The sequence below is a fragment of the Prevotella melaninogenica genome, from assembly GCF_018128065.1.
Lineage (GTDB): Bacteria > Bacteroidota > Bacteroidia > Bacteroidales > Bacteroidaceae > Prevotella.
This window is the reverse complement of sequence record NZ_CP072360.1, coordinates 111,322-124,903: the sequence shown is the minus strand read 5'-3', so window position 1 is coordinate 124,903 and position 13,582 is coordinate 111,322. Positions and strand designations below refer to the sequence as shown.

8 protein-coding genes and 3 pseudogenes are annotated in these 13,582 nt (G+C 37.8%); all 11 read left to right on the top strand.

The window, feature by feature from the left end; genetic code table 11:
- Nucleotides 1-124 precede the first annotated feature (124 nt).
- Nucleotides 125-1,784, top strand: a pseudogene (locus J5A56_RS13460) (RHS repeat-associated core domain-containing protein); the annotation flags it as partial.
- 695 nt (nt 1,785-2,479) lie between these two features.
- Nucleotides 2,480-2,992, top strand: a complete 513-nt coding sequence (locus J5A56_RS06460) for a hypothetical protein (protein ID WP_021671291.1) — start codon at nt 2,480-2,482, stop codon at nt 2,990-2,992.
- A gap of 137 nt (nt 2,993-3,129) precedes the next feature.
- Nucleotides 3,130-3,597, top strand: a complete 468-nt coding sequence (locus tag J5A56_RS06455; protein ID WP_021671292.1) for a hypothetical protein — start codon at nt 3,130-3,132, stop codon at nt 3,595-3,597.
- A 149-nt stretch (nt 3,598-3,746) separates the two neighbouring features.
- Nucleotides 3,747-4,178, top strand: a complete 432-nt coding sequence (locus J5A56_RS06450) for a hypothetical protein (RefSeq protein ID WP_021671293.1) — start codon at nt 3,747-3,749, stop codon at nt 4,176-4,178.
- A 53-nt stretch (nt 4,179-4,231) separates the two neighbouring features.
- Nucleotides 4,232-5,578 (top strand): RHS repeat-associated core domain-containing protein, encoded by a 1,347-nt coding sequence (locus tag J5A56_RS06445; RefSeq protein ID WP_432757718.1) that lies wholly within the window; start codon nt 4,232-4,234, stop codon nt 5,576-5,578.
- 59 nt (nt 5,579-5,637) lie between these two features.
- A complete protein-coding gene (locus J5A56_RS13750) occupies nt 5,638-5,760 on the top strand; it encodes a hypothetical protein (RefSeq protein ID WP_021672552.1) in 123 nt (40 codons plus the stop codon).
- Nucleotides 5,761-7,640: 1,880 nt separating this feature from the next.
- A pseudogene (locus J5A56_RS06440) lies at nt 7,641-8,969 on the top strand (RHS repeat domain-containing protein).
- 291 nt (nt 8,970-9,260) lie between these two features.
- Nucleotides 9,261-10,487, top strand: coding sequence for a site-specific integrase (locus tag J5A56_RS06435; RefSeq protein ID WP_021672049.1), 1,227 nt, complete (start codon nt 9,261-9,263; stop codon nt 10,485-10,487).
- Between the two features lie 7 nt (nt 10,488-10,494).
- Nucleotides 10,495-11,600 (top strand): annotated as a pseudogene (locus tag J5A56_RS06425) (DUF262 domain-containing protein).
- A complete protein-coding gene (locus J5A56_RS06420) occupies nt 11,587-12,063 on the top strand; it encodes a HEPN domain-containing protein (protein WP_021672047.1) in 477 nt (158 codons plus the stop codon). Before J5A56_RS06425 ends, J5A56_RS06420 begins: the two are co-directional and overlap by 14 nt.
- Nucleotides 12,064-12,071: 8 nt before the next feature.
- Entirely contained in the window at nt 12,072-13,562 is a 1,491-nt protein-coding gene (locus J5A56_RS06415; RefSeq protein ID WP_021672046.1) for an RNA-binding domain-containing protein, read from the top strand.
- Nucleotides 13,563-13,582 lie beyond the last annotated feature (20 nt).

Sequence of the window (13,582 nt, the reverse complement as noted above, 5' to 3'; positions counted from 1 at the left end):
CTATGGTAAGGCTGGCGATAAGTATAATCGTGCCGGTCGTCTTGCCCTCGTTGAGGATGCGAGTGGAGGCGAAGCGTATTACTACGGCAGACAGGGTGAGGTGACGAAGACCGTTCGTACGGTCATGGCGAGTGTGGCGGATATCAGAACTTATGTCTATGGTGCTACGTATGACAGCTGGAACCGCGTGCAGACGAAGACTTATCCTGATGGTGAAGTGGTGACTTATCACTACAATGCAGCAGGACAGGTAGAGCGTATGACGAGCAATAAACAGGGACGTCAGAGCGTTATTGTTGACAGGATAGGTTACGACAAGGAGGGTCATACGGTCTATACGAAACTTGGTAATGGCACGGAGACTACCTATACCTACGACAAGCAGCGTGAGCGTCTGCAGGTAATGAACCTTACAGCGGATGGTCAGACTGTGATGGAAAACAGGTACCGTTATGATGCTGTGGATAATATCCTCGGTATCACGAATGCTGCCAACCCAACGTCGCTGACGAAACTCAACAAGGCGAAGCTGGGAGGAAAGAGTTCGCATACGTATGAATATGACGAGCTAAACCGCCTTATTCATGCAAACGGTAAGGCAAAAAGTGCAAGTTACGATATGGTAATGTCGTTCGGCCGGATGAGTGAACCGCTCACTAAGGTGCAGAAGGTGGACTCAACGACAACTGCTAAGTCTTATAACTTTGCTTATAAATATGAGGACAGTAACCATCCAACGGCTCCAACGCAGATTGGTCACGACCATTACACGTATGATGCCAACGGTAATCCAACGCTGGTAACGAATGACTCTACGAACACTACCCGAGAGATGTACTGGGATGAAGACAATCGCCTGATGGTACTCTCTGACAACAGCAAGACAAGCCGTTACACTTACAATGCTGCTGGTGAGCGTATCATGAAGAGTTACGGTACGATGGAGGGTGTGTATATCAATGGAGCACCGCAGGGTATTACCTTCCACGAGACGGACAACTTTACACTTTATCCTGCAAGTATCCTCTCTGTCAACAAGAACAGATTTACGAAGCATTACTTCCTTGGTGACAAACGAGTTGCTTCAAGAATAGGAACAGGTCTGTTCAATAATGTCTATGGGCGTAACGGCTCATATGTAACCGCTGGTCAGCAGGATTATGCTGAACGCATGAATCAGATACAGAAGCAGAAAGAGGCATACTATAAGCAGCAGGGCATTGCTCCTGGTGTTCCTACAATGAAGGGGGCGTATGGTGGATCCGGAGAATACAAAACGAGGATATAACTCTATCATTGACACACTCGGTAACCACGATGTGCCACAGGGTTGGATTCAGACTCCACGCCCCAACACCACACCGAATACCAACCCCGGTCCACCTGTAAGCTGGAATGACCCGAGCAACCCTGATGACCCGCAGGCTGGTTATGGCTATATTCCAAACGACACAACGAAGGAGGAAACCTTCTTCTATCACAGTGACCACTTAGGTAGTACATCTTATATCACAGACGAAAAAGCCAACATCACACAGTATGATGCCTACTTACCATACGGTGAGTTGTTGGTTGATGAGCATAGTAGCTCCGAAGACCTGCCGTATAAGTTCAATGGCAAACAGTTCGATGAAGAGACAGGCTTGTACTATTATGGTGCAAGGTATATGAACCCTGTGGTTAGTATTTGGTATGGGGTGGATCCCATGACGGAAAAGTATCCAAATGTTTATAGCTATTGTTTCACACTTAATAACCCCATCAGATTTATTGATGAATATGGTCTAGAAGTTGGAGATCCACCAACTAGGAGAAGTTCTTTACCGGATAAAGGAACCTGGTGGGGCGGAAATGTACTAAAGGGATTTAATTTTGGTTTGAATCAAAGATATAAAATAGAGCCATCTCGTGGTTCTACAGTGACAGGATTAAGAGATATACATATCGGAAGAATAAGTGCTAAAACTGGAAAACCTGTAGGTGAATGGGTTATTCGTGTTGATAAAGCACATGCAAATAGCCTGAGACCTCATTTTAATATAAATTTAAAAATCTCAAAATTTGCAGATCCTCATACCCCAATCTCTGGAGGAACGAAAACACAGAAAGCACTGGAAGGAACAGGTCGAGTGTTAAACTCTGTTGGTAAAATAGCAAAACCAGCTGCTATTGCAACAGATGTTGTAAGAGTTGCTAATGCTGTGCATCAAGATGGCGAAACCATAGGAAAAAATACAATGCTTACTAGTGCAAGTGTTGCTGGTGGATGGGCTGGTGCAGCTGCAGGTGCTAGTATTGGTGCAAAAGGAGGTGCAGCAATTGGAGGAATAATTGGCTCACTGTTTGCGGGGGTGGGTGCAGCACCTGGCGCTGCCATCTGTTGATTTGTTGGTGGTATTGGTGGTGGTATAATAGGTTCTTTTGGAGGATCGTGGTTGGCAGAAGAAGGAGCAAATCATTTAATTAAATAAAGTAAGCTATGTTAGTATATAAAAAATATCAAATTTTGAGTCTAAATTTTATTAATGAATTTGATACTGCAATTTTATATTCAAAGTTTAAATATATTTCTGATTTTATTTTCCGTCAAGTGCAAGAAAGATCAGTTTTCCTTTTTGAGATGGGTCCTACGAAGACATCAATTCTCTATGATATAGACCCAGAAAGTGAATATCATACTATTAACTCAAAAAAAGTAATTTATACTAAGAATTTAAATTTAAGCAAAAAAATAATATCTATGATAGTTGAAGATGAAAGCTTTTATCTGGGACATCTTTTGATTATTATAGGGACTTTCTCAAGAAGTAAGATTTCTGATATTTCGAACATGTGGGAAGATTTATTGGAAACGGGAATAGAGTATTTTAAGATGGATAATGATGGAGAGTCTTTCTATTGGTGCAATTCTCAAAAGAAATCAGCAGAAAAAGAGTTTAAATTATTTATTAATGAATTGACAACTGCTACAAAAGATGGCAAATCTAAATGAGACAATGGTTTACGAGTAGTACTAAGACGAGTCGTTACTCTTACATCGCTGCTGGTGTTTAGTTTTTTCTACGCTGGTGGAGATATGACAAAAGCACCAAAAGTAACAACAATCATTCCCAAAATATTTAAAAAGAAATGAAACTTAAGATTATAGACTATTTTACATATAAAAAATTAAATTATGATTCAGTTTTTGATGATTCCCATAATGATTCTTATCGAATATATGGGAAATTAGTGGAAGGCAATTTTTATGCAAAAATAGCTTGGTCAAGCGACTTATTACAACCTGAGTTCCTAAAAATATATCCTAAAGTGTATGCTATAGGAATTGACCAAAATTTTGCTATTTATGATTTTAGGAAAAAACATAGAATAATGTGTTTGGACTTAATGTTTCTTTTTTGCGAAATGGTTATGTATGACAAAAAAATATTTGTAGCTACTGAATTAGAAGTTTTCGTTATAGATATACAGCAATATGAAGTTATAAAAACAATATCATTACCTGACACATATAATAAAATTGAAACTAATTGTGGTAAAATTGAAATTCATTGTATGGATAATACTTTAATAAAATATCAAATTAGTGATAATTAAAAGATATACAATGTATTTACATTGTATGCACATAAACATGGCAAGCCTGATAGCTTTAGTGATCCTTTCGACATAAATAGGGAAGTTGGAGGTACTCCTTATAATTATAAACCAAGAACTGTAACGTACTTCTTTTAATCTATAGGAAAATGAAACTGAGATATATAATAGTCTTAGTTATTTTGTTTATGGTAATAGGAATCGATTATCAGAGGTATTTTTATGGAAAAAGTATAATTAATTACAGAGTTTTACCATATGGCATTAGCCCACTTTGTGTCAAGGACTTTGAAAAAGATAAAGAAAGGAAAAGCAATCATTTTTTCTTTGTCTATAATAATTCTGAGTTTTTTGGTAGTTGTGCTGTGCCTACAAATACATATCATCCCAAATTCATTGTCACAGACATTCTAGAATATTATTATAGTAAAAATAAACTTTTGATCAAATGTAAAGATGAGGATGGACTTATCCGTTGGGTTATCCCCACATATGATAAGTCCGGTACATATTTTCATGAAATAAAAAATATACACTGGAGTAGTTTTTCGACTTGTAAACATATTATCATCCATCGTTGAATTTGCAGAATATGTGGATTCTGTTATCAACCCGAGGTTGCTCTGATGGTGAAGTGGTTATCTACCATTACAACGCTGCCGCCGAACGCATTATGAAAAGTTACGGTACGATGGAGGATGTGTATATCAATGGTGCACCACAAGGTATTACTTTCCACGAGACAGACAACTTTACACTTTATCCTGCAAGTATCCTCTCTGTCAACAAGAATCGCTTTACAAAGCATTACTTCATTGGTGACAAACGAATTGCTTCAAGAATAGGAACAGGTCTGTTTAATAACGTTTATGGACGTAACGGCTCTTACGTTACTGCTGGTCAGCAGGATTATGCGGAACGCATGAATCAGATTCAGAAGCAGAAAGAGGCATACTATAAGCAGCAAGGTATTGCACCAGGTGTACCTACAATGAAGGGTGCGTATGGTGCCCCAGAGAATACAAAACGAGGATATAACTCTATCATTGACACACTCGGCAACCACGATGTGCCGCAGGGTTGGATTCAGACTCCACGCCCCAACACCACACCGAATACCAACCCCGGTCTACCTGTAAGCTGGAATGACCCAAGCAACCCTGATGCCCCACAGGCTGGTTATGGCTATATTGCCAACGACACCACAAAAGAAGAGACATTCTTCTATCATAGTGACCATTTAGGCAGTATGTCTTACATCACAGACGATCACGCCAACATCACACAGTATGAAGCTTACCTGCCATACGGTGAACTGTTATTTGACGAGCACAGTAGCAGTGAAGACCTGCCTTATAAGTTCAATGGCAAACAGTTCGATGATGAAATTGGTCTGTACTATTATGGTGCAAGGTACATGAATCCTATTACAAGTATTTGGTATGGGGTGGATCCGTTGGCAATTAATAATAATAGATCTTTAAGCTATATATATTGTTCATCTAATCCTGTGAGATTTTATGATATTAATGGGAAGATAGGCATAGATGGTGTTATAATAGGAGGACTTGCAGGTGGATTATCTCAATATTTAACTATCATTATAGATAAGATGGAGACGGTATCTATAAACTCTTTCATTAATGCAAATAAAAGAATAGAAGGGAGAGATTATTTGAGTGTTACATGGAGTATAGCAACAGGTGCAGCAGAAGGTGCTATTAATAATGGCATTTCAAGTATTGTGAAGATTATCAAAAGCCCTGTTGCAAAGTTTATAGCAAAAGAAGGCATTGGCTTCTTATTGGAAGGTCTTGAAAATGTTGTAGGGAGAGTTATAAATAAAAAAGATATGTCTGTGAAGTCTATTGTAGCTGAGACCCTCATAAGTAAAGGTGTTGGTCATATACTTCCGTCAAGCTATCTTAAAAAAGCTACAGCAGAGGTAGACATAACTATACTGTTGCTTTACATAAATTAGAAAAATTACAGTCACGGAGAACTCCTAATATGAAATTAATTAGGAACGCTTAATCTGCTATGAGAGAAGCAAAAGGATTATATGGAACTTTGGTTTCATTTACAACAGGAGTAGAGACAGTACAAAAAGAAGTTGGAAAGAAAGTACAATCACAATTACCTAAAGATTATGGCGGTCAATAAAATGGAGTACAAACAGGTACGTAGATATCTTTTTTAATGATTTTAGCTTGTGCTATATATTTATTCTACAGTATTATAGTTGTTTATTATAATACTCAAGCATTAAAATCTGGTCCAATTAAGTCGTTTAAAGTAGTGTCTGAACATAGGGGTGCTATAAATATAACTTCATATATAATAGTACATTATATGGGAAAGGATTACACTGTCACAATAAGTAGGAAAGATATAAATGAAGGAAATCTACATAAAATTTTATATCATAATAAATGGAATGATACGCTTTTTTATGATGAAATGGGTGATATATATGTTAGGTTAGGGATTCTTTCATTAGGGTTGCTCTCAGTACTTTGCATGAGACACTATATAAAAGATTATCATGGGAATAAGAAATGAAGATTATTTTTTATCACATCCCGTCATTGAGGATGCTTCGGGCGGTGAAGCCTACTACTATGGTCGACAGGGTGAGGTGACTTTTAAGCATAAATAAGCAATGGATTTTACACTATTTGAAAATACAACAAGCGCATCTGCTATATACAAGCGCTCTCTGCCTACTTTTACGAAAATAGAAGTTGTCAAGATTACGATTATGACAGGAGAAGATACGGCTCTATAACGAATCGTGTGAGTAAATAGTTTTTCCTTGCCAGCGTTCCTATGTTTACTGGCTTTATGGCTGAACAGATGAAGACGAATTAATCTACAAATATAAAGGATTTTTCGCTAAACAAGCTTCTACACACCTCCTGTTTATTCTTTGTATTACAACGTTTTGCTCACAATTCATCCCCTATTATCCATATAGCATAGTGAATTTAACCCTCCGCACATGTGCAGAGTATCAGCACCACAGCAAATGATGGTAAACATTCACGAGTATTGTATGGAATAAGACCTTAAAACCTTTTCCGTTGGCTAAAGTGTTAAAGAGTGAAACTAAACTGAACAAATAACTTCTTTTTATGAATACAACAGATATTATTTTAATCAGAGTACACAACCCACACGATTCGTTATAGAGCCGGAAATAATCCTACTCAAGGAAATTGCAATACAAGTTCATCGACAATCTTTCACAAAGCAGGTGTCTCGAATCAACAAATAAAAGCTTTAAGGGCAGAGATGCCAGGTATTGTTGGTGGCTTCGGCAGCTATCGTCCCTGGACTGCAAGTGAACAAAAAGCTGCTATAGATGAGAGGAATACAATCATTTATAATTTTTGGAGCAATTGGAATGGGGTCGTAAAGTAACAAGGATATTTTGTGTTTAATTATTGTTAAAATGAAAAAGTTAAAAGTTTTTTTTAATGCATCAACTATCTCTCTACTTATTTTTTGGGGTGTGCAGATGTTATTATATATAAGTGTATATTTTTTTACAAATGTTTGTGAGGGGGATAATGATTCAAATAACGTGATGTATGAACTCCTAATCCTTTCTATTATTACGTTTGGATACCTTGGTTGGTTTAATTTGTTGTTTCTTTGGTTCTTATATCTTGTTAAAATTAATAGGGCATGGGTCATGAGTTATAGAATATGTTTTGTTGAAAGTTTTTTGTTTTGGACAATTTTCTATATCATTAGATTAGTGATAGATAATCTTCCTCATAATATTAAATTTTATTATACTCAGCCTAAATTTGAAAACGGGATTACAATTTCTAATACAGCTTATACGATTTGTCCTTATTTCTCTGACAGTGCTCAATTATTATACGTGTATATAATTCTTTTTTTTATAGCACTTTTATCTAAACTCTATATCGCAAAAAGAACTAATTGTATTTTTTGAAAGGAAAGGAAGAATTTAAATGAAATATTGAACTGTCTCTAAAGTAATAAAGATTGTCCGTACAGTCATGGCGAGTGTGGCGGATATCAGGACTTATGTCTATGGTGCGACTTATGATAGTTAGAACTGTGTGCATACGATGACTTATCCTGATGGTGAAGTGGTTACTTATCACTACAATGCTGCCGGACAGGTGGAGAGCATGACGAGCAATAAACAGGGACGTCAGAGCGTTATTGTTGACAGGATAGGTTACGACAAGGAGGGTCATACGGTCTATACAAAGCTTGGTAATGGCACGGAGACTACCTATACCTACGACAAGCAGCGTGAACGTCTGCAGGTGATGAACCTTACAGCGGACGGTCAGACTGTGATGGAAAACAGATATCGTTATGATGCTGTGGATAATATCCTCGGTATTACAAATGCTGCCAACCCAACGTCGCTTACGAAACTCAATAGGGCGAAGCTGGGAGGAAAGAGTTCGCATACGTATGAATATGACGAACTGAACCGCCTTGTCCATGCAAACGGTAAGGCAAAGCGTGCATCGTATGATATGGTGATGTCGTTCGGACGGATGAGTGAGCCGCTGACCAAGGTACAGAAGGTGGACTCAACAACAACTGCCAAGTCTTATAACTTTGCTTATAAATATGAGGACAGTAACCACCCGACGGCTCCAACACAGATTGGTCACGACCATTACACATATGATGCCAACGGTAATCCTGTGCTGGTGACAAATGACTCTACGAATACTACTCGTGAAATGTACTGGGATGAAGACAACCGCCTGATGGTACTCTCTGACAATGGCAAGACGAGTCGTTATACTTACAATGCTGCTGGTGAACGCATCATGAAGAGTTACGGTACGATGGAGGGTGTGTATATCAATGGTGCACCACAAGGAATAACCTTCCACGAGACGGACAACTTCACACTCTATCCTGCTTCGATAATCAGCATTAACAAGAATCGCTTTACGAAGCATTACTTCCTTGGTGACAAACGAGTTGCTTCAAAGATAGGGACAGGTCTCTTCAATAACATTTACGGGCGTAACGGCTCATACGTAACGGCTGGTCAGCAGGATTATGCTGAACGTATGAACCAAATCCAACGTCAGAAGGAAGCGTATTATAAGCAGCAGAGCATTGCTCCTGGTGTACCTACAATGAAGGGCGCGTATGGTGACCCAGAGAATACAAAACGAGGATATAACTCTATCATTGACACACTCGGTAACCACGATGTGCCACAGGGTTGGCTTCAGGCTCTACGCCCCAATACCACACCGAATACTAACCCCAGTCCACCTGTAAGCTGGAATGATTACCTTTTAACAAAGGATTGTTGGGAACAATTCGGGAACATTTATAAAAACGAGAAAAGCTAAGTATTGAATAATCAATTACTTAGCTTTCTACTTTGTACCCAGACCCGGTACAAGGTGGTGAAAACAAGAGAAACGAAATGAATATATAATACTTATAATCAGTAATTTGTATTTTTCTTATTTTTGCCAAATTAGCCCATTTTTACCTCTTTTTGGTTAGATAGTACACTTTTAGTACACTTTGATATTCGGAACTTTTTAGTATCTTTGCAAAATAAGAAAACATCTGAAAATAAACGAGTTAATGATTTTACTCGGTTTGATACACATTTAGGTACATAACTATCAATTATGGCAAAATTAGAAAATAAAGCAAAAGAAAACCCGAAATTGGAGCAAAATATGCTTTCTGATGGTCGGATAAGTCTGTATCTGGAGTATTATCTCGGTAGAGAAGAAACACCTGTGTTGGACGAAAACGGCAATCCAGTTTTGTATGAAACAGGTAAAATGATGGGCAAGCCCAAAGTACACATTAAACACAACAGGCGAAAAGAGAATTTGCAGTTGTACTTGATAGCCAAGCCCCGTACTCCTGCGGAACGGCAACAGAACAAGGAAACTCTTGAACTGGCTACCAAAATTCGTGTAGAGCGGGAACAACAGTTTAAGGAGAGTATGCTTGGTTATCGCCTGAAGAAACACAGAAATGTCAACTTCTTAGACTATTATCAGGCGTACATAGACAGTTATACGAAGAAAGACCTGCGAATGATAAAGATAGCCTTGAATCGTTTTAAGGATTTTCTGAAAGAGCAATACCCTCTCTATGAGTTTAGTATTAAACCTGACTTGATAACCAAGGACATGATGGAACGGTTTGTAGAGTACCTGCAATCACGAAGTGTGGGTGAAGGGGCAAAGAGCATCTATCAGCGTTTCAAGAAAGTTGTGCGCTATGCCATAGACCATGAAGTGATGCTGAAAGATCCCTGCAAGGGTGTTGTGTGCAAGGTGGATGAACAGATTTTACGCAAAGATGTGTTGTCGATGGACGAAATCCAATCACTGATTCAATGCCATTACGATAACGAAAACCCTAATGTCAGACGAGCATTTATCCTCTGTCTATATTGCGGTCTGCGCTTCTGCGATGTGAAAGACCTAACCTATAAAAACATCGACTATACCAATCGCCTCCTGAAATTTGAACAGAGCAAGACCAAAGGACATTCTGCAAATAGTGGTGTAGTTATTCCTCTCAATGACGGTTTACTCTCTTTGATTGGCAAAGCACCTGAAGAATTAAATTCCTCTATCTTCAACCTCCCCTCATATGAGAGTTGCAGCAAGTCTGTAAAACGATGGGTAAAGCGTACAGGCATAAACAAACACATCAGTTGGCATTGTGCTCGCCACAGCTTTGCAGTGAACATTCTAAATAATGGTGCTAACATCAAAACTGTCGCCAGCCTATTGGGACATAGCGGATTGAAACACACCGAGAAATACACCCGTGCAGTGGATAAGTTGAAAACTGAAGCTATAAATAGTTTGCCAGAATTGACTACTATATAAAATAATAATGTTATATTTGCAAAGGATTATTAAACTAAAAAATATGGAAGACTTTGAATTTTCAGACAACGAGGTGGAAGAGGTGATTAATATAGAATACGATATTACATCTTATCCTTCTGATTATACGTTAATGGGACTTGTTGAAATGTTTAAAAATGGAGACATTATGATTCCTGATTATCAGCGTGGTTATGTTTGGAATATAAAACAGGCATCATTACTCATTGAATCCTTTTTAATAGGGCTACCGGTCCCTCCTATTTTTTATATATTGATGATGAAAATAAGAATTTGGTCATTGATGGTCAGCAGCGCCTATTAAGTATTGTTTATTTTTTTGAAGGATACTTTGGCAAAGAGAGTCTAACAGGGAAACGACAGGTTTTTAAATTGTCGGGACTAAATCCTAAAAACAAGTTTTATAATTATACTTATAATGATTTGAACGATAAAGATAAAAGAAAGCTTTCTTCTTCTGTACTGAGAGCTATTAATATAAGACAACTTTCACCTACGAAAGAAAATACATCTGTATACCACATTTTTGAACGGCTAAATACAGGAGGAACCCCCCTTAAGCCACAAGAAATAAGGAATTGCGTATTTAGAAGTGACTTTTTAAATAAGTTGAAGGAACTAAACAAAAATCCATCATGGCGTAAAGTCATAAACAAGAAAGAGATTGTTAAAAATCAATCAGATATAGAGTTGATTTTAAGAGTTTATGGATTAGCTTACTATCTAAGTAGATATGAAAAACCAATGAAAGAGTTTCTCAATAAAGTAGCTAAAAGCAATATGAATGCATGTGAAAACATAGATAGCTTTGCTATTGCTTTCGAAAGAGCAGCAGGCTATATTAATTCAGAGTTAAGGAGTAAGCCTTTTCATTTGCGTGGACCTTTTAATGTATCTTTGTTTGATTCTGTCTTTTGCAAGATTTTGTTGCATATAGATAATTTACCAGCAAATCTACCTCAGCGATATGAAGAACTTCTTGTAGATCAAAAGTTCACGGATTTGACAACATTAGCTACAACTGATGAAAAAATCCTTAAGGAGAGATTTGAATATGTAGAAACTTTTTTGTTTAGCGATGGCTTACACTGATAAGTTTCAACCTACGGATGAGTTGATTAATGAGATTAATACTTTAAAACCTCATATTTCACCAATAGCTTTACCTAAGTTTACTGGTGCAATCTCAGTAAGTGCCGTAACTTCATATGAACTTGCCATAAAAGAGATACTTATTGATTACGCTTCTAGTAAGCATCATTTATTTGGCGGTTTTATTCAAAATTATCTTTCTAGGTTAAATGGAAGAATAAAGATACCTGATTTAAAAAATGAAATCAAAAAATTCGACAATATTTTAGAAATAAATTTAGAAACAGAAATTACAGCAGTGGAAAAAAATGAACCATCCGTGAGATCTTGTTATCAAAACTTGATACAAGGTAGGCATTCGTACGTTCATGCAAATCAAATAAATCTCTCATATGATGAATGTATTCAAGATTATGAACTTGGGAAGAAAATAATAGATGCGTTGCATAAAGTTATGGTATAATTAGCATTATGACGATACAAAAAATACAGACTCGCAAGGAAGATCAGACGTTTGACTGCAAAAGCATTCAAATTGCTCCCAAGGTATTGGCTGTTTCAATTGTTGCACTTGCAAATGCCGATGGCGGAACGATTGCTATTGGTGTATCTGATAAGACTCGGAAAATAGAGGGTGTGGATCAACATACAGAGAAACTGAATGAGTTGCTTCGTGTTCCTTTAGATTTTTGTAATCCTTCTGTTCCTATTACCAGCGAATTGTTGCCATGTACGGATAAGGAGGGAAACGAAAATCATATTTTATTGATGCGTATTCCTGCAAGTTCTGAGTTGCACGCTAATCAGGCAGACGAAGCTTTTGTGCGTGTTGGTGATAAAAGCAGAAAACTGTCTTTTGAAGAACGCATACAGTTAATGTATGATAAGGGGGAGCGATACTATGAAGATACGGCTGTGTATGGTGCTACGGCTGATGACATTGATATGGCTGCTGTCGAAAGATATACAGAATTGATTGGTTATACCAAATCTGCCAAGCAATATCTACATGAGAATAATGGCTTCATAACTACCAATGCAAAGGGAGATGAGCAAGTTAGCGTGGCTTGTGTCCTGTTGTTTGGTAAATATCCACAAAAGTTCTTTCCTCGTGGGCGTACTCGCTTCATCCGTTATAAAGGTACAGAGGAGAGAGTGGGTGCAGAGATGAATGTTATTAAGGACGTAACTTTTGAAGGAACGATACTTGATCAGGTGAAAGCCACGATAGCTTATCTTGAAACTCAGGTTGAGGAACATACATTCCTTGGGCAGCATGGGCAGTTTGTAACCAATAGGGATTACCCGAAGTTTGTGATTCAAGAAATGGTTGTCAACGCTTGCTGCCACCGCGCCTACAATATTAAGGGTACAGAAATCCAAATAAAGATGCTTGACGATCGTCTTGTATTCGAGTCGCCTGGTAGATTACCCGGAACAGTCAAGCCTTCTAATATTCGTCATACCCATTTTTCACGAAATCCTAAAATTGCTCAATTCTTAAAAGCATACGACTTTGTCAAGGAGTTTGGCGAAGGGGTAGATCGTGTGTGTAGGGAGTTGGAAGCTAATGGTACACCACATTTATCCTTTCATCTTGATGATTTTATTTTGAAAATTACAGTACCGAAGGTGGCAGAAACCGAACCGAATCGAATCGGAAGGGTAACAGAAAAGGTGGCAGAAACTAGCAATAAAGTAGCAGAAAAGGTAGCAGAAGCAAATAAAAAGGTAACAGAAAGATTAATTGAAAAGGCTAATGCTCATGGAGAAAGATTAACGGCTAACCGAATCAAGATATTGGAACTGATGTTAGAAGATCCCTATATATCGAGGGCAGATTTGGCTAAAAATATAGGAATTAGTGAAACTTCCATTTATCGTAATATTGAAGTTATGCGTGGCAGATATCTCCGTCGCGTTGGACCAGATAATGGTGGCTTTTGGGAAATCATAGAATAATATAGTGATATAACAAGCCC